The following is a 16998-nucleotide window of genomic DNA, read 5'->3' as shown; positions in this document are numbered from 1 at the left end:
AGGGGGCCAGCTCTTTTGCGCGCTCTACTGGAGTGGCTGCTCTCGCGTCTGGGTGGTCAACGCCCGGCGCTGGGCGCACTGGAACCCGCCGGCGTTCCGGCATAGCCGGTTATTCAGAATCGACTATTCAGGGCCGGATGAAATCACGCACGGAAAATGGGTACGATTATGCGTATACTGGGGGAATGTCGTCCGTGTAGGATAAAACGCATAACTCAGAATGCAGTGAACAGAAAAAAAATTACCTTTTGCAGAAAAACTCATTGCTATAAAATCGCATGGGCGCGCAGTGCGCATATGCAGGATAACGAGACAGAAGCGAGCGTCCGAGAGCAAAAAACGGTTTGGCAGGGGTTGGGTCACTACTACCGCCCGTGGGCGCTTGCTCGTTTGTTTGCATTGAATGTGAGTAGAGCACAAAAGTTGGAGCGGCAAGCAAAACCCGTCGAGTGTCTTGAGATACCGAAAATACTTGATCGAAGAATTCACTCTTCGATATGCAGCGTGGAGTATAAGCCATGGTACGAGACGTTTAAAAAAGACCTTTTTGAGCGTTTTTGGGCAAGATTGTCGCGCGAGGCCCAGCAGCGTCTTTCTGTGTGTCTAGAGGGCGTGGCTCTTCCGGTAACCCGGGCGCACGGCGATCTAAAGGTTGACAACATATATGTGGATGCGAAAGGTCGCTTAAAAATTATCGACTGGGAGTGTTCGAGAAATAGCGGGAGCTGCGTTACGGATATCGTTAACCTATTTAAGTCAATAGACCGTCGTTCAGGAGGGGGGCGCATAACGGGCGGGCCCTTCAACCCAACGTATACGGCATGGGCGAGATCCTTCTGCATGCCTGCTGTGTGTTCAAAGTATTCGGTAAGCCAATTATCCCTTCTTGGATCTATTGACGCCATTTGCCGTGATGACGAGTTTTGCGATACCGGGAAAAGGACCGATCTTTTTGTGAAATCGCTTGATGCTACGGAAAGATAACAAGGGAGGCGTACCCAAAATCACCTGAAAGGTTTTTGGGTAAGAAAAAATACAGGGAGTCGACTTGAGACACGGCTTATCCCGTCCGTGTGATCTTCCATGCGGCATAGGCTAAACATTTGAGGCTTTCCGTAAAAACAACGAGCGCTGGTATGTCGCGGTCCGCCCGAAATAATGGGTAGCGTATAAGTTCAAAGCCTGTTAGGCATGCGCGTGCGCCGGACGTCGCGCGCTTGTAGAATCTTTTTTTTGCATGCGCGACTAGGGTGGCAGGGTTATGGCATCTGGAGCACAGTAGATCATAATGTTCATCCTTCAGCCTTTGGATCCCGTTCAGGCGCGATTCGCCGCTAAAAAGAGTCCCGGCATCGGTTCTCTGCAAGCTGCCCGGGAGAGAGCGTTCGATATAAAGTGGAGCTTTTAGGCGCAAAAAGTTTCGGCCCAGTAAGGACCAATATAGAAATGGAAAAAAATCCTCGCCTTGAGGTGTTTCTGTATAGCGTGCACGCTCAAAAAGAGAGCTTTTTATAGCTGCGCTTGCAGGGTGGAAGGGGAAGTCTTTCGTGCAAAGCGTTGTAAAAAGGTTGTTTATGGCGTGCACAGGCGGTCGAGTTTCTAAATAAAATGGGCTCGGGAAAGAATGGTAATTGGCGCTATCCGTGACAACCACGTCTGCCCAAGGGTGAGTAAGGAACGTATCAATCTGGTATTGGAGCTTTCGTGGATGCCAGCAGTCGTCCGCGTCGATGAAAGCGAATATATCCGGCTGGAAAGCGCAACCCAGGTTGATCGCGGTGTTACGGGCAGCGCCAGGGCCGGAGTTTGATTGGTAGATGTATTTTATTTGAGGGTTTTCTAAATAGGGGGCGATGAGCTCTCGCGTGTGGTCTGTACTACCATCGTCGACCACGGTCAAGATCCAATTCTTGTTCGTCTGTTTGATAACAGATTCGACTGAACAAGATATGGTTGATTCTGCGTTATATACAGGAAGTACGATCTGGGTAAGCACGTTTTTAGCGCCTTTTTGTTTTGGCTTTTTGTTGTTTGTTTAGTTCTTTCAGCAATGCCCGGGAGGTCAGGAGGTAATCGAGGGTCTTATGTCGGTGTGCGCCTATAAAATGTATGACCTTACCGGTTTGGTCAGTTCGTGGCTCCATAAAGTTCTGGTACTCCGGCCAAGGTAAAGCGCTCGCTGCGTCCATTCCACCAAGAAGTAAATTAGACATAACCTGCTCACTTCCCCATTGCCTCCAACGATCCCACCCCACGAGTTCCCGCATCGCCTCGGACAAGGAGTAGGTATGGTAGAAACTCAGGCTGCCTTCTGGATACCCGCAAAAACCAGAGCACGCACGCAAATAACCCTTTGGGGCACAGGGAAGTCGATCCGGTAAATGGTCCAGAAGGCTTTCGCAGTAGGGTTGGATATGGCTGGTTTTCCAGCCTCTCTTCTGGTGCCAGGACCGAGATGTCTCAGCCATGTGATGTAGAGAAACGGGTGCCGGCCACTTTCTGTTCCCGATGGCGAAAGGCTTTTGGTCTCGGAGGAAGGAGAAGACCTCGCCTGGTTGTTGCGCGACGATGATGTCGGAATCCATCTGAATGACATAATGGCTGCCCGTCAATTCAACAACCCGTAGAAGGCGTTCCCAAGTCCCTCCCCGCGGGCACGGGCCAAGTTTAACGGCATCCGGAGACGAGAACCGGATATTCGGGATGTGGGTCTGGAGTAGATCGACATGTTCTCGGTCCAGCGTGCCGTCGCTTATAACCTCCACCGAAAAAGAGGAGGTGAACCGCAAAAAAGATTTAATCGCGATAAGATACTCGAGGAATGAACTGGAGCCGATCATTGAAAGTATTAGCGTGTCGCTAGTCCGAGCACAATGTAATGGTGGGGTATGTAATATTTGTTTCTTATACTGCGTGAATAATGCCCGATTAAATAGTGTTCTCGATTTGTGGGCTGCATGAGTCAAATAATTGGGCAAGGCCATAAATGGTTCCTTCCTTCTGAAAATGGGAAAGTGAAAATGATATTTCGCATCCTAATAAGAGCGGACCGCTGGCGATGCGAGTTGCTAAAGGGTGGGCCGGAATAAGAGTCGACGGGCGGCGCGTTTGCAGACGGAAGGAGTTAAACGGCGCGCCCATTTCCAAGCGATGTTGGTGGGAGTCTTGTCCGGAGGTGTAGAACCGCGCCAAGGGGTTCGTTGTAAGTAATAACTGTAGAGATGTTTCATCGGGGGGTCGGACAGGTAAAGCCACGGTTTGTTGGCTCCGTTGAAATGGTAAACAACTGGTGGTTCCGAGGGGGCGTTTGGTTTTTCGTTGTCGAGAGCTTTTAGGTAGGCGCCGAATGCGTTCCATTTAGCTGACAAGAAAAAGATATGACCTTTGAGTGCGGCGTTCAGGGCGTCCTGATCGGGGTCGCGCAATATCGCCTGATTGTTTTTGATAAAGGATATGCACTTGATCTCACAACCGAGGGATCGCCACGCAGGCAGGTTGAAGAGTAAGACGCCGGAGTTTACGTAGCGGTCGCCAGGAGTAAGATTAGGTAAGTGCGTGCGGTCGTAATAGGGAACGGGTACCCCGGCAACGGGGTAGTCGAGAATGTCGGTATCCCAGAGGGGGCGTAAGGACCCATCGACGACGAGATCGCTATCTAGATAGAGGACTCTTTCGGTTTCTGGGCTGAAGATGTGGTCTAAGAGCAGGCGGGTATAGACGTCGATGCTGTAGGACCCCTTGATGTTGTAATCGCCCTGTGTGGGTAGATCGTGCGCTGAAAGGTGGTCCAGGCAAGCTTCGTGAATGGTGTCGAGGGTAATGAAGGTTAAGGAGGACTTCCTATTTAAAGAAAGGACCTCATGGAGCTTCCTCTGGGTCGCTTCTTTAATATTTCCGGCAATCGTGATCTCCAGGTGGTCGTTAGCATTGTTAATAACGATGGATGCGAGGGTGACCGCCAGATGCTGGGCGTAGTCGTTGTTCGCACACAGAAGTATTTTTATAGGGTTGGCGTTCAGTTCGGGATCGTCACTCATGTTTAACTCAAAGATTTTGGAGGTGGTTTGGCCGTTAACTCGGGTGGGTCGGGTGAAGGTCTGGGTACTTGATGGCTGGGTGAGGCTAATCGATCAGACAGGAGTAGCGTGATCTGCTGATCAGGATATCGCGCGCCTTTGCATAGTGGTTGGTGGCTTCGGATAGCGGCTGTTCGTCGTTGAGCGGTGATTTTGGTGACGGGGCGGTTACGATGTGCCCGCAGCCGATGCGCCCTGATGGGTCGCCACGAGAGGGCTTCGCTGTCATCGGCCCGTTCAGGTATTCGGGCTCCAGTGGGGTTGTCAAATACAGCGTTTCGGTCAGAAAAGAAAGGGCCTCGGATGTGTTTATGGTCAGGCATTCCGCGTCCATGAAGAGATACCGCCCATGCAATCGCCTGGATAAGTCCTTTAGCCCTTCTAGACGGTCCAGGTAGTAAGCGAAGGCGCCCTCTTCGGTGGCCCACTGGTGTTCGGGCGATACTCGCTGATAGAGGTCGATGATGCTGGGGACCGTCTCGCCAGGGGGGCGCAAGCAAAAAATGTAAGTATCGCGCGAACGGGCGAGAATGGACGGGTCGATCCGATGGTCGTTATGCAGAATTTTGTCTAGCAGGTAGTGGGCACGGTGTTTAGGCGTGTGGCCGTGGTAGTAGAAGTAGTGCAGCTTCTGGCGGAGGAGGCTACGCCAGCTGTGGTAGCCCATCTGTAGTTCGTAATACCCCTCGATGTCCGGGTGGGAGCCGAGGATGTGGCCGAAGAGGCTTGTATACGCGCGCATGTGGCTGAGCAGGAAGATGCGCCGATAGGGGCGGAGCAGAGCCGGCAACGCGCGGATAAAGTGATACGGCCTTGTCATGGGCTAGTTGTGGTCTGCGTAGGTAGGATGCGGCACGCCGCGAGGTATGCGGTGTAGGCTGCCCACCGGAGATTTCCATGAAGGGCGAGCCCCTGGCACGCATACCGGTAGGCTTGTTGCCGTTGTCCTGTGGTGTGGAGGAGTTCGGCGGCGCGCTTGTAGACATAGCCGAGCCCCAGGCGGCAGGCCTCCCGGACCGAAGGGCGCTGAGCGGTCATTAGCCCCTTTTGGTACACGATCATCTGGTACTGCGCCTTTTGCAGGGCAGAGATTACGGTTGACATGTTGTCGGCGCGTTTGGGGTCCGGGATATTGTGGCGGGCTATCCAACGCGGGCTGTAGAGCAGATGCTCCGCCTGGTCGAGCGTGCGCAGGTAGAGGTCGCGGTCGCACTCGTAGCGGATGCCCTCATCCATCCCGCCTAGCTTCAGGTAAAAGGGGCGGCGAAGGATCGAGCAGTTTAAATGCGCGAATCCCCCGCTACACAAGAGCTCCTCAGGGGTCAGGAACGCGGGGCGCGCGGGGCCTGGCTCTTCGGGGGACGTGTCGGTGTACCGCGGGATCAGATCTTCCAGCCACACGCGCCCGGGCTTGCGTCGCCCGTCGCTGTAGAAGGCAGCCTGGTTCGTGTAATAGGCGTCAACCTCGTGTTCTGCTTGCTCGAGTTCCGCAGCCGTTTGAGTTAAATGAGAAGGATCGGTCCATTCGTCGTCGTCGTCGAGGAAAGCGAGATAATCGCCTGCTGCTTCAAGGGCGGCCGTGTTCATGGAGTAGCTTTGACCGTGTCCTTGCGGACGGCGTGGCTGTCGAAGCAGATAGGCCCGGGGATGCTTATCGACCAGTGCCCGGATCTGCGCGGCTGCCTCGGGGGTGGATCCATCATCGACCACGAGGATCTCGAAGTCACCAAAATCCTGCCGGCATGCCGACTGGAAAGCTGCGGCAAAAAGCTGAGGTCGGTCTCGGGTTGGGAGGATCACCGAAAAGAACATGCCTGCTCCTGTCTTTGCGGAGGCGGCGGAAGGGCAGCGCCACCAGAGTCTTCGGCCAGCCCCCATAGGATGCTCTTGAGTCGGCGAGTGGACCTTTCCCAAGTGTAAAGCCTGGTCACAGTCTCTCGCGCGTTCTCCGCGATGCGCCGTGCCTGCTCAGGGGCATGGTGGAGCTGCGTAACGGCATCGCTATACCCGTCCTCAGTGTAGGCCAGAATCACGTTTTCGCGATCATGCGCTTCGAGGCCCTCGAGCGCGCGGTCGCTGGCAACCACCGGCACCCCCGCTGCCCAGGCCTGCAGGATCTTGTTTTTGATTCCAGAGCCGGAGTGTAGGGGGGCGACGAAGACCTCGGCTGTTGCCAGATACGGCCGGATATCCTCCACCGCGCCGGTGACATGGACGAAGCCGTTTGCAAGCGCCTGAACCGCTGGCGTCGGGTCGCGGCCGACGAGTGTCAGGTGGGCGTGGGGGATTACGGTCCGCAGGCGCGGCACAACCCGCAGCGCCAGATAGCGTGCGGCGCGCATATTGGGTTCGAAGTCCATCGCCCCTTCGAAGACGATGTGCCCGGACTGTGGTGCGCGGTTATTGGGCGTAAAGAAGTGGGTATCAACGCCATTGGCGAGGGTGTGTGCGGGCACAACCGGGCAGGAGTGCTGAAAGGAGCGGCGATCCGCGTCGGTGACGAAAACAGCGGCGGAGGCCCGCGGTGCGTGGCGGGCCTCAAGCTGCAGTTGCAGGCGGTGCCGGCGGTAGAGCCGCAACCACTCCCGGGGACGTCGCTCCAGGGCGAGCAGGCGTCGCAGGGCCAAGGGGTCGTGATCGCATTCATCCAAAAGGAGGGGAGTGCGTAGCGCGGGAAAGGACGGCAACAAGCGGACGCCGCCGGCCCAGATTAAGTCGTAGTGATTTCGGGTATCGGCCTCGGCCAGGAATTCGTACAACGCCCGGCTTGTCGGCACAAGAGACTCGGCTCGTGTGAGCTCACGCACCCGCTGCCACCAGGGGGAAGGCCGGCAGGGGTCAACGGGCAGTCGATGGATGTGATCGAAGATCGCATCCAGTGCGGGCGGGATGGGGCGGTCATCGCCAAGATGGACCAGGTCGATGGCACAGTCCCGCTGAAGGCCGTTGGCGTAGTGGAAGATCCGCAGGCTCTGGCCATCCACCAGCGGGTAGGGAAGGCTGGTCAGGACGATGAGCAGGCGCAGCTGGCGATTCATGCGCGCGCACCTCGCGAGGCGTGGGCAGTGGTCCCGGTGGGCGTGGCCTGCGGTCCATCACTTTCAGGTTGGCGGGCCGGATGTGCCGCCGGCTGCGCCTCCATGTACTCCCGCCGCAGGACGATGGCCAGTGCGAGCATGCAGAAAAACAGAGTGAAGTAGGCGAGGCTCAGGAAGGCGCCTGACACCAGGAATCCGATCAGCCCGACTGCGACGCCCCAGGACCACTCGCTGATCCATTGGGTCTCCGGTGCCTTTCGGGCCTGCCGGAAGATGCGCCACAGGCTGGCCAGCACGAAACCGATCAGGCTCAGATAGAGAAAGAGCCCGAGGAATCCCAGGTTCCCGAGGACCTGGAAGTAGATGCTGTGCTCCGCTAGCCGCGAGCGGGGGGGGCCTTCCCGGTAGCTGTTCCACAAATCGTAGGGCAACTGCATGGTCCCGAAGCCAGAACCTGTCAGAGGGGCGTCCATGGCGATGTTCCAGGAGACCTCCCAGGCGTCCAGGCGGCCTCCGGCGGAGGCGTCCTCCTCCCAGTGGACCAGGGTCTCCCACTCGTGTTGGATCCGGTCCGGGACAGTAACCCCAACGACGCCGATGGCCAGTACCGCAGCCCCTACGAGCAAGCCCTTATAGCGCAGGCGCAGGAAGATCAGCAGCCCCACGATTGCCATCCCCACCCAGGCGCCACGGGAAAAGGTGCCGATAATCGCGATGCCATGGAGCCAGAACCCCCCGTAGAGGGCACGCCCAAGCCACCGGTGCCAACGGTCGAGCAGGGCCTGGCCAATAGGCACCACGAAGTCACCGCGATAGACCTCCCGCGCCAGCACCAGCATCAGCGGCCAGGTCATGACCAGGGCCAGCCCAATGTCCGTACTCCCGCTGATAAAGCTGCCGGAGGGGCCGAGGACCATGCCGCCAAAACCGGTCCGCACCGTAAAGAGCCCGCCTTTGATCCCCCAATAACCAATGGAGAGTGCGGTGATCGCGAGCAAGGACGAGGTCTTGACCTTGCCGTCGATCAGGATGAGCGTGACGACCGCCAGGATCAGGATTCGGGCGTATCGGTCCCAGTTTTGCTGCGAGACCTCGGGCTGCCAGGCGAAGAGGTAGGTCGCTGCTGCCATGTGCAGGATCAATAGCCCGAGAAAGACCGTCTCTCTGGTCAGCGGTGGCGCACGCCTTTCGCGGGCGAAAAGCATCGCGAAAAGGGTCGTCAGGGCGACTAGTTGAGCGACAGGAGCCTGGGCCAAGGCACCCCAAACCTGTCGGTGAGGGTTCATCAGGCCGACCCAGTACCAGACCGCGACGCCGACCCAAGCCCGGTAGAGGATCAGCGGCAACGATCCGAAGATCATGGTCCCGAAGAGGAGGTCGCGAAGCGGCAGCATGTGAGCAGGCCTTTGGTCCTTGGCAGCGTAGGCGGCTTAGCCTGTATCTGCCATGATCGGTTTAGAGCGTGGCGACGAACTACATTATGGGTGCGTCGGTCCACTCTTTCCTGTCCCAGTCTGGATAGGGATCAAGCTCAGGGAGCACCTTCATGCGCGATTTGCTTGGCAAACTGTCCATCCTCATCCAGGGGCGGGAGCGCTGGATTGCGGCAGGACTCTTGGTGTTGATGATCGGCAACGGGGCCCTGCAGCTGGTGGGGGTGGCATCGGTGATGCCCTTCCTGGCCGTGCTGGGCGATCCGCAGACCATTCAGCAGAGCGAGGCCCTGGCAACCGCCTTTGACGGCCTCGGTTTCGAGTCGACGCAGGCCTTCCTCTACCTGCTCGGTATCCTGGCGTTCCTGGCGATCACCCTTGGCAACGCCTTCGAGGCGGCGACGAAGTGGGTCACCACGCGTTATACCCACATGCTGCAGTACCGGGTTTCGCAGTGGCTGATGAGCGGCTATCTGCGCCGCCCCTACGTCTTCTTCGTGAACCGCAACTCCGGCGATCTGGCCAAGACCGTGCTTGAGGAAAGCCGTCAGACCGTTGAGGGGGCGGTGATGCCGTGCCTGCGGCTGGTCAGCCAGGGGCTGGTCGTCGTCTTGCTCCTTGGTTTCCTGCTTCTGCTCTACCCGGTGCTGACCCTCTTTGTGGCGGTGACTTTCGCAGCGGTTTACGGCGGGATCTACTTTCTCGCGCGCCACTGGCTCAGCCGCATCGGTGGCACCCGGGTTCGGGCCAACCAGCAGCGTTTTGTGGCCGTGAACGAGGCCTTCGCGGGGGCCAAGGAGATCCGGCTGCTCGGCCGCGAGGGGGTGTATCTGGACCGTTACCAGGACGCGGCCCAGCAGTATGCCCGGACCCAGGCCAATGCCAGCATCCTCAGCGCCATGCCCATCTACGCGATCGAGGCCTTCGCCTTCGGCGGCATCGTCCTCCTGGTCCTGTTCCTGATGGGGCAGGGTGGGTTGGGGCAGACGCTACCCATCATTGGGGCCTATGCGCTCGCCGCCAAGCGCCTCGTGCCAGCCTTCCAGGCGATTTTCAATGCGATAGCTCGGTTACGATTCACCAAACCCGCCCTGGACCACCTGGTGCAGGACCTCCGGGACGACGACGACTGGATCGCGTTGCCGGATCCCCAGGAATCCGTCGATCCCCTCACGCCCCGTCGCGAGATCGCCATACAGCACGTGACCTACCGGTACCCGAACGCGGATGAGCCCGCCCTTCAGGACTTGGACCTGCGCATCCCCGCCTACAGCCGGGTGGGGCTGGTCGGGCCTTCGGGAGCGGGGAAGAGTACGCTCGTCGATGTCCTGCTAGGCTTGCTGGAGCCGGAACAGGGGAGGATGAAGGTGGATGGTGAGCCCATCACAGCGGCGAATATGCGCAGCTGGCAGGCCGCTATCGGCTACGTGCCGCAGCACATCTTCCTGGCGGATACCACCGTCCGCGGCAACATCGCCCTCGGGATCCCGGAGTCTCGCATTGATCAGATTGCGGTCGAGCGAGCGGCCCGCATGGCCAATCTCGACGCCTTCGTCCGTGAAGAGCTCCCGAACGGTTACGATACGGTGATCGGGGAGCGCGGCTTGCGCCTCTCCGGCGGGCAGCGCCAGCGGATTGGGATCGCCCGGGCGCTCTATCACGACCCGTCGCTGCTGGTTCTGGATGAGGCGACCAGCGCTCTCGACAACGCCACGGAGCGGGTCGTCATGGATGCCATCTACAACCTCGGGCAGACCAAGACGGTCATCCTGATCGCGCATCGGCTCTCTACCGTCCAGCCGTGTGACCGGATCTTCGTCCTCTCCCGGGGCAGGTTGGTCGAGGAGGGGACCTGGGAAGAGCTCTACGAGGGCGGGGCGGAATTCCGGAAGCTTGCGGCGGGGGCCTGACCGTGACGCAGGGGGGGTGGCGTGTTGGTGCGGTGCCCTTTGAGCAGGCGGCCACGGATTGGGATTGGCTTTTTGGTCGGGCCGGGGGCAATCCCTTCCTCTCACGAGCCTGGCAGGAGTCGTTGTACCGGGCCTTGAACCCGGCTAGTGGCAGGTTTCAGCCCTGGCTGATTACCCGCGATGGCGAGGCACGTGCCGCACTCTGCCTGGGTGGTCCGCGCCGGGCTTGGGATCACGGCGTGCCGCTGCGCCGGTATGCCCTTAATGAGACAGGGTGTGCCGCACTGGATCGCGTCGGCCTTGAGCACAACGGCCTGTTGGCGGAAGGCGGCGACCAGGTGCCGGCGTTCCGCGCTCTGCTCGAGCATCTCCTGCAGCGGCGGGACTGGGACGAATTGCTGGTTGGCTGGGTCCGAGCCGACCGTTGGGAGACCCTGCGTCGGGCCCTGGTGGGGCTCCCGCTCACCCCCCGGGTTGAGGAGTGCAAACCATACTTCTACGTGGAACTCTCCGGCATCGCCGATCTGGCCGACTACTTGAGCGGGCTGAGCGCCAACACGCGCTATCAGATCCGGCGTGCGATGCGGCTATACGGCGGGCCTGAGGCCCTGCATCAGGAAGCGGCGCCGGATGCCGAGCAGGCGATCGAGTGGTTCGAGCAGCTGGTTCGCCTCCACCAGCGGCATTGGCAGACGCGGCGCGGTTTCCAGGGGGCGTTTGCCCATCCCCGGGTGCTCGATTTCCACCGGCGTTTGGTTCGTGCGGCGGTGCCGAGGGGCGTCGTGGAGATGTTTCGGGTGCGCGCCCCGGCGCATGAGGTCGGCTATCTGTATAACCTTCGCGGCGGAGGTTCGGTCTGCAATTACCAGGGCGGCCTGAACTACAGCGACGACCAGCGGTTGAAGCCCGGGCTGGTCTGCCATGCGCTTGCGGTGGCCCATGCCGCCCGGCAGGGGTGGGATCGGTACGATCTGCTGGTCGGCGATAGCCAGTACAAGCGGAGCCTGGCAAGCGCCCGGGGGGAGATGCTTCGGGTCCGCATTCAGCGGCCGCGCTGGCGGTTGGGCGTCGTGCGCGCTGTGGACCGTCTGCTGGAAAGCTCAGAGGAGCGAGCATGAGTGAAGCCGTCGACAAGCGGGGTAGCCTAATCGGACGAGTGGTCCTGCGGCTGGCGCCCAGGAACCGCATCGGGGATCGGGTGGTGGCGCTCCTCCGATTCCTGCGGACCCATCGGCGCTGGCCATCTTCGGCGATGCGTTTGCCGGATTACCTCTTCCGGCTCAAAACCAGCGATACGCTGCTCGACCCCCTGCGCATGCTGGTTACCGACAAGGCGTGGGTCAAACTCTACGTGCGGGCGCAGGTCGGGGAGTCCTACAACGTGCCGACCGTGGCGTTGCTTGATTCGCCAGAAGCAGTGCGGCAGGCGCAGCTGCCCGAGCGTTGCTGCATCAAGCCCACCCACCTCTCCGGCGAGGTGGCCTTCCACACGACGGAGACTCCGGTGGATCGTGAGCGCTTGGTCGATTGGCTCGATCACAACCACTACGACACGATGCGTGAGATCAACCACCGCTACCTGCAGCCGCGGGTGATCGTCGAGCCGATCCTCTTCGAGGATACCAATATCGCTGATTACAAGGTCTTCTGCTATCGGGGCGAGCCCCGCCTGATCCAGGTGGATCTGGATCGGCATGTCCGCCACACGCGGGCGCTCTACACGCCGGAGTGGGAAGACCTGTGCGCCTCCATGCTCTATCCGCCGGCCGATCGGTCGGTGCCGCGGCCCGAAAACCTGCAGGAGATGCTCGATCTGGCCGCTGCCTTGGCTGCGCCGTTTGAGTTCATCCGTGTCGATCTCTACACGGATGGGCAGCACTGCTTCGTCGGTGAGCTGACCAATTGTCCGGAAAGCGCAGATGTGCCATTCATCCCGCCGGAGGCGGAGGGGCCGGTCTCCGACCGGCTGTTCGCATGAGCGTTCCGGTGGCGCCTTCTCGGGTCGAGCAGGCAGCGCTCGCCGCAGCGCGGCTCCCTTTGCGGCTCCTGGCGCCAGGGGGCAGCGGGGCATTGAGCATCCTGATCTACCACCGGGTCCTGCCCGAGCGGGATCCGCTGCGGCCTGGGGAGCCCGACCAGGCCGAGTTCGCCGAGCAGATGGCCTGGGTCCAGGCGCTGTTCCGGGTCCTGCCTTTGTCCGAGGCCGTGGCCGCGTTGCGGCGCGGTCGGTTGCCGCCGCGGGCTGCCTGTATCACCTTTGACGACGGTTACGCCGACAATCTCCACTGCGCCCTCCCGGTTCTCCACGCCCTAGGCCTTCCGGCCACCTGCTTCGTCGCCGCGGAGTACCTGGATGGGGGGGTCATGTTCAATGACCGGATCATCGAGGTCGTGCGAGCCTTGCCGAAAGGGCAAACGGACTTGAGTGCCTGGGGGGTTGGCGTCTGGCGAATCGCTGGCGACGAGGATCGGCACCGGCTGGCTGAGGCGATCATCCGTACTGTCAAGCACCTGGACGGGGCGGAGCGGGAAGAAGGGGTCGCTCGGCTGGTGCGTGAGAGCGGGGTGTCGCTGCCATGCGATCTGATGATGACCACCGGCGGGGTTCGTCGGTTGGCCGCCGGCGGTTTTGAGATCGGGGCGCACACCCGCACCCATCCCATCTTAAGCCGTGTCGATGACGCCACCGCTCGCGCGGAGATCGGGGGCAGCCGCGAGGTCCTCGAGGACGTGATCGGTGAGCCGGTGCGGCTGTTTGCCTATCCAAACGGGCGGCCGGGGCACGATTACACCGCGCGTGATGTGCAGCTCGTGAAGGCTTGCGGCTTTCAGGCCGCGGTATCGACGGCGTGGGGGGCGGCGCGACGGTGCGCCGATCCTTGGCAACTCCCTCGGTTTACGCCGTGGGATCGACATGCCCGCGGCTTTGCGGCGCGGATGTTTCGTAACCTCTGCATCCGTCGGCCGAAAACGGTCACCGCCTGACGAACCGCGGGGGTTACTCCGCCGCCTCCAGGGCGCCCCAGACCGATTGGGAGCGTTGGGCGCCATGGTAATCCCGGTCCAGTCCGGGGAGTTCAATGGGCCAGGATAGGTCTGCCTCTCGTTCCAATGCCCCGGCACGGGGTGTCAGATCCAGCTGCTCTAAGCTGCCGTCCGCATTGACCAGTTTATCCCGGGCTGCGGCCAAGTTGGCTGTGAAGTTGTAGGGGGCCTCGATGCCATCCAAGCTCAAGGGTTCTGCGGAGAAGATCGCATTGCCCTGCACGATCTGCTCGTAGTCCGTATCCGGCTCGGCAATCCGCAGCCCGAATCCCTCGGTGACAAAAGTGTTGTTGAGGACGTAGAGGTCTTTGGGCACGTCATTATGACGCAGGAAGATCGCGCCATCCCCTCCCAGCCCGGAAGCCCTGTGTCGATTGACGAAGAGGTTGTTATAGAGGGCGACGTTGCCCTCTCCCTGGAATAGGCGCTCGTGCGGATTCTCAAAGAAGAGGTTGCCGTGTATCAGGTACTGGTCGTGCTGCCCCGGCCCGGAGGGCGGGAAGTGTCCCACCAGGAGGTTGGGGCGGGCGCCACTGCCGCGCTCGCCGCCCTCGGCCTTGTCGAAGGTGTTGCCGCGGATGATGGTGCGTTGAGGTTCTGTTGGCATACCGGGCACCATGGTGCGTTCTCCCTGGTGCTTGATCTGTGTGCCATAGCCGAGGGTCTCGGCAATCCGGTTGCCCTCGATGACGCCGGCGATAAAGGGCGCGCCCCCGGGTTGGCCCAGGTACATCCCCGTTCCAACGCGGCGGATGTCGTTGTTGCGGATGACCCAGTTCCATGCGGTGGAGCGGGTGGTGATGCCGGAGTTGCCGCGAATCGCGTCATAGCCGTGGATGGAAAGGCCTTCGAGCGTGATGTCATGGGCGTAGTCGCCCGTGGCCTCCGCCACGACGGCGGAGATGTTCCGCCCCCGGCCATCGAGCTCCAGGTTTTTAAGTACGATATGGGCCGAATTCTCGAAGCGGACTGTGTTTCGCCCTGATTCACCGAGCAGCACAGCGGCTTCCTGTCCCTCGCCTTTTTCCGGGCCGCGGATCACGATCGGTCGCTGCTCTGTTCCTCTCAGGCCGCGCAGATCGAGGCCGCCGGAGTAGGTGCCCGGTTCGAGCTCGAGCTCGTCGCCGGGGCGTAGTTCGGCCACCTTCTCGGCGAGGGGCTTCGCATGGGCCATCTGGGCGAGTAGACCCGTGGTCAGAGCGAGCAGCATGAGTGGGTAAAGAGCTAATGTGCGGGCAGTTCGGTTCAGGTCGCTCACGGTTCGGACTCCACCTTCCATCTGGCCCCGGCCCCAATTATGTACGTTCAGGTGTCGCACGGCGCTCGCAGTCGTACAACGGGCTTGCCTCGATCAGGTGTGCTCAGGTGGATCCCGGGGGCAGCGCCACCGAAGACAACGTGCCAGCGTCCAAACTGAAGGAAGGTGAGGCTCCCGGTGACCCGGGCCCCCAGCCGCTGGTGGGCGCGCAGGGAGTGGGTGTTGAATGCCGAGATGCGGCTTTGGCACCAGGATGCGTTCTGCTCGCGGAGATAGGCGTTGGCGGCATCCCAAAGGGCTGCGAAGGTCAGTGTGTGCCTCGCATGAGGCAGGATAACGATATCCAGATCGAGCCACGCTTGCCCGGGGGGAGTCGGTTGCAGCACGCAGGGATGCGTGTGCTCCTCGTGGGGGCCGGGGTGCAGCCAGAGGAAACCGCTAGCCTCGTCGTTCTGGTAAGCGACGAAACAGACTGCACCGGCCTGGGCGCGCGCGCGCACCGCTTCCGCCGAGCGCCCACAATGGGTCAGGATCGTGGCGTCGGCAGGGGTTCGCTCGACACGGATGGTATGGCTAAAGTTGTCCGGCAGGAGCTGATTCCGGCCTACCGGCTGTGCCAGCAGGTAGTACCGATGCGCCTCCATGCGCGGAGAAACCCTTCGTAGGAGACCGTTAAGAAGGATCAGCGCAGCGTTCAGCGGACCCATTTTTTTCACCAAGGACTGATCCGTCCGTGAGCAGCCGGTTATCGTGGTTCTCCATTTGGCAGGTGTCTGGGTTGCTTTTGTCAGTCTCTGCTCTATCATGCCATCGCTCCGACTCCTCGGCGAGAAGGTTGTCACGTGGCTGACCCGCGGTGTCGCGACCCACTAAGCCATCGTGCTTGTCTATTGGGCGCCTGGTTGAGCCTGGCGGTGGTGGCCTACGCCACTTTGCTGCCGTTTGAGTTCGGTGACACCAGTCTGGAACGGGCCTGGGAGATCTACACCGGCATCGGTTTCCGGGGGATCACCGGAGGTAATCAGGGCCAATGGGTGGCCAATGTTCTGCTCTATATCCCGTTGGGGTTCTTCTGGGCGGCTTGGCTTACGCACGCTGTCCGGAACCGGGTGGGGCAGGTTTTCATGGGTCTGCTCGCGGTTTTGGTTGCGTTGGTGACCACCATGACCATCGAGTTCCTGCAGATCTGGCTGCCTGTTCGTTACCCCGCCATTGCCGATATGAGTGGAAATTTCCTCGGTGGCGTCATCGGGGTGGTCAGTTGGTTCGCCCTGCGAACCTGGCTCGGTCGCTGGCTTGAGCAGGTACGTCACGGCGGACCCGCGGCGTTGGTGGTCTTCCTTTCTGCATACGTTGTCGCTTACGTTGGACTGATACTGCTGCCCTTTGATCTGGTGGTCAGTCCTTGGGCGCTTGCCGAGCGCCTGGTATCCAGCGATTTTAGCCTATGGGCGCAGAGTGCGGGCTGCCTCGCGGATCCTTCCTGTATAGGGTTTCGGGGTGCCGAGCTGGTGGCCAGCATCCCGCTGGGCCTGTTGCTGGCCGTGCTGATCCCGCGCACTCGACAGGAGCCTTGGCAGGCCGGCATGGCGTTAGCGCTCGCGGTGGCCATGGGTCTGGAGCTACTCAATCTTTTCGTGGCCTCCGGGGTCGTTGAGGGGCGTTCGGCACTGATGCGCGCCTTCGGCATCACCCTGGGGATCTTCGTCGGGCGGAGCATGTTGACCGACGCCAGCCGCCTTTTGGCCGTGTTGCGGCAATGGGGGCCATTGATCGTGGCGGGTGCCGGACTGCCCTATGTCCTTCTTCTTGTAGTGGGAAGCCACGAGTTCCGCCCCTACCAATGGGATGTGGACCAAGCCTTGGAGACCCTTCAGGGAACCAGGTTGCTCCCTTTCTATTACCACTACAACGTTGCCGAAGTTGCGGCCTTACGCAGCGTGCTCCTCCATCTGCTGCTCTATGCACCATTGGGGGTGTTCGCCTGGCTCCTGGCCTTGCGGGTTCGGGCGACGCGTCACCAGATTGCAGCCTGGGCGGCCGGGGTCGCGGTGAGTCTCGCCGCGTTGGTGGAGTTCGGCAAGCTGTTTACGGAGGGGGGGCGCCCCGACTCCAGTTCGTTAGTGCTCGCCGGCCTTGCTGCGGCGGGGGCCGTGATCCTGCTCGATTGGTTCGCCTTCGCTCTCACGCGCAGGGGCGCGCCGGCCCCGCGCTAATACAGAGGAGCGGGATGGCTTG

General features: G+C 60.7%; 15 protein-coding genes. 6 read left to right on the top strand and 9 right to left on the bottom strand.

Going from position 1 to position 16998, the window contains the following annotated elements; all coding sequences use genetic code 11:
- Nucleotides 1-156: 156 nt before the first annotated feature.
- A complete protein-coding gene (locus LRG10_RS13190; protein WP_370645208.1) occupies nt 157-984 on the top strand; it encodes a phosphotransferase family protein in 828 nt (275 codons plus the stop codon).
- 76 nt (nt 985-1060) lie between these two features.
- Here LRG10_RS13190 and LRG10_RS00200 read toward each other — a convergent pair whose 3' ends face one another.
- The 7 genes from LRG10_RS00200 to LRG10_RS00170 all read right to left on the bottom strand — a co-directional run bounded on the left by LRG10_RS00200 (nt 1061) and on the right by LRG10_RS00170 (nt 8508).
- Complete coding sequence (locus LRG10_RS00200; protein ID WP_238634364.1) at nt 1061-1996, bottom strand: glycosyltransferase family A protein; 936 nt, start codon at nt 1994-1996, stop codon at nt 1061-1063.
- A 4-nt stretch (nt 1997-2000) separates the two neighbouring features.
- On the bottom strand, nt 2001-2984 hold the full coding sequence (locus LRG10_RS00195) for a hypothetical protein (RefSeq protein WP_238634363.1): 984 nt from the start codon (nt 2982-2984) through the stop codon (nt 2001-2003).
- An 84-nt stretch (nt 2985-3068) separates the two neighbouring features.
- The gene (locus LRG10_RS00190) at nt 3069-4037 is read right to left on the bottom strand and encodes a glycosyltransferase family 8 protein (RefSeq protein ID WP_238634362.1); all 969 of its coding nucleotides are present in this window, start codon (nt 4035-4037) and stop codon (nt 3069-3071) included.
- 85 nt (nt 4038-4122) lie between these two features.
- Nucleotides 4123-4896 (bottom strand): hypothetical protein, encoded by a 774-nt coding sequence (locus LRG10_RS00185; RefSeq protein WP_238634360.1) that lies wholly within the window; start codon nt 4894-4896, stop codon nt 4123-4125.
- Nucleotides 4893-5888, bottom strand: a complete 996-nt coding sequence (locus LRG10_RS00180; protein ID WP_238634358.1) for a glycosyltransferase family 2 protein — start codon at nt 5886-5888, stop codon at nt 4893-4895. The genes LRG10_RS00185 and LRG10_RS00180 overlap by 4 nt, the downstream gene beginning before the upstream one ends.
- Complete coding sequence (locus LRG10_RS00175; protein WP_238634357.1) at nt 5873-7114, bottom strand: glycosyltransferase; 1242 nt, start codon at nt 7112-7114, stop codon at nt 5873-5875. The genes LRG10_RS00180 and LRG10_RS00175 overlap by 16 nt, the downstream gene beginning before the upstream one ends.
- Nucleotides 7111-8508 (bottom strand): putative O-glycosylation ligase, exosortase A system-associated, encoded by a 1398-nt coding sequence (locus tag LRG10_RS00170; RefSeq protein ID WP_238634355.1) that lies wholly within the window; start codon nt 8506-8508, stop codon nt 7111-7113. The genes LRG10_RS00175 and LRG10_RS00170 overlap by 4 nt, the downstream gene beginning before the upstream one ends.
- A gap of 152 nt (nt 8509-8660) precedes the next feature.
- Between LRG10_RS00170 and LRG10_RS00165 the strand changes: the two genes are divergently transcribed.
- From LRG10_RS00165 to LRG10_RS00150, 4 genes are all read left to right on the top strand, one after another.
- Nucleotides 8661-10457, top strand: a complete 1797-nt coding sequence (locus LRG10_RS00165) for an ABC transporter ATP-binding protein (protein WP_238634353.1) — start codon at nt 8661-8663, stop codon at nt 10455-10457.
- Nucleotides 10458-10579: 122 nt separating this feature from the next.
- On the top strand, nt 10580-11575 hold the full coding sequence (locus tag LRG10_RS00160) for a GNAT family N-acetyltransferase (RefSeq protein WP_238634351.1): 996 nt from the start codon (nt 10580-10582) through the stop codon (nt 11573-11575).
- Nucleotides 11572-12435, top strand: coding sequence for an ATP-grasp fold amidoligase family protein (locus LRG10_RS00155; protein ID WP_238634349.1), 864 nt, complete (start codon nt 11572-11574; stop codon nt 12433-12435). The genes LRG10_RS00160 and LRG10_RS00155 overlap by 4 nt, the downstream gene beginning before the upstream one ends.
- 92 nt (nt 12436-12527) lie before the next feature.
- Nucleotides 12528-13442 (top strand): polysaccharide deacetylase family protein, encoded by a 915-nt coding sequence (locus LRG10_RS00150; protein ID WP_238634347.1) that lies wholly within the window; start codon nt 12528-12530, stop codon nt 13440-13442.
- Between the two features lie 13 nt (nt 13443-13455).
- Here LRG10_RS00150 and LRG10_RS00145 read toward each other — a convergent pair whose 3' ends face one another.
- Both LRG10_RS00145 and LRG10_RS00140 read right to left on the bottom strand, forming a co-directional pair.
- Complete coding sequence (locus LRG10_RS00145; RefSeq protein WP_238634346.1) at nt 13456-14760, bottom strand: hypothetical protein; 1305 nt, start codon at nt 14758-14760, stop codon at nt 13456-13458.
- A gap of 47 nt (nt 14761-14807) precedes the next feature.
- Nucleotides 14808-15404 carry a GNAT family N-acetyltransferase gene (locus LRG10_RS00140; protein WP_238634344.1) on the bottom strand — a complete coding sequence of 199 codons (597 nt, stop codon included), beginning with the start codon at nt 15402-15404 and terminating at the stop codon, nt 14808-14810.
- Nucleotides 15405-15662: 258 nt separating this feature from the next.
- Between LRG10_RS00140 and LRG10_RS00135 the strand changes: the two genes are divergently transcribed.
- The gene (locus LRG10_RS00135; protein WP_238634342.1) at nt 15663-16976 is read left to right on the top strand and encodes a VanZ family protein; all 1314 of its coding nucleotides are present in this window, start codon (nt 15663-15665) and stop codon (nt 16974-16976) included.
- Nucleotides 16977-16998: the final 22 nt, after the last annotated feature.

The sequence above is a fragment of the Halorhodospira sp. 9628 genome, from assembly GCF_022228075.1.
Taxonomy (GTDB): Bacteria; Pseudomonadota; Gammaproteobacteria; order Nitrococcales; family Halorhodospiraceae; genus Halorhodospira; species Halorhodospira halophila_A.
This window is presented reverse-complemented; position numbering and strand designations above follow the sequence as displayed.

Coding starts and splice junctions, on each gene's coding strand:
- LRG10_RS00140 (WP_238634344.1), bottom strand. CDS start 15,404: ATGGAGGCGCATCGGTACTACCTGCTGGCACAGCCGGTAGGCCGGAAT.
- LRG10_RS00195 (WP_238634363.1), bottom strand. CDS start 2,984: ATGGCCTTGCCCAATTATTTGACTCATGCAGCCCACAAATCGAGAACA.
- LRG10_RS00175 (WP_238634357.1), bottom strand. CDS start 7,114: ATGAATCGCCAGCTGCGCCTGCTCATCGTCCTGACCAGCCTTCCCTAC.
- LRG10_RS00170 (WP_238634355.1), bottom strand. CDS start 8,508: ATGCTGCCGCTTCGCGACCTCCTCTTCGGGACCATGATCTTCGGATCG.
- LRG10_RS00185 (WP_238634360.1), bottom strand. CDS start 4,896: ATGACAAGGCCGTATCACTTTATCCGCGCGTTGCCGGCTCTGCTCCGC.
- LRG10_RS00155 (WP_238634349.1), top strand. CDS start 11,572: ATGAGTGAAGCCGTCGACAAGCGGGGTAGCCTAATCGGACGAGTGGTC.
- LRG10_RS13190 (WP_370645208.1), top strand. CDS start 157: ATGGGTACGATTATGCGTATACTGGGGGAATGTCGTCCGTGTAGGATA.
- LRG10_RS00165 (WP_238634353.1), top strand. CDS start 8,661: ATGCGCGATTTGCTTGGCAAACTGTCCATCCTCATCCAGGGGCGGGAG.
- LRG10_RS00180 (WP_238634358.1), bottom strand. CDS start 5,888: ATGTTCTTTTCGGTGATCCTCCCAACCCGAGACCGACCTCAGCTTTTT.
- LRG10_RS00190 (WP_238634362.1), bottom strand. CDS start 4,037: ATGAGTGACGATCCCGAACTGAACGCCAACCCTATAAAAATACTTCTG.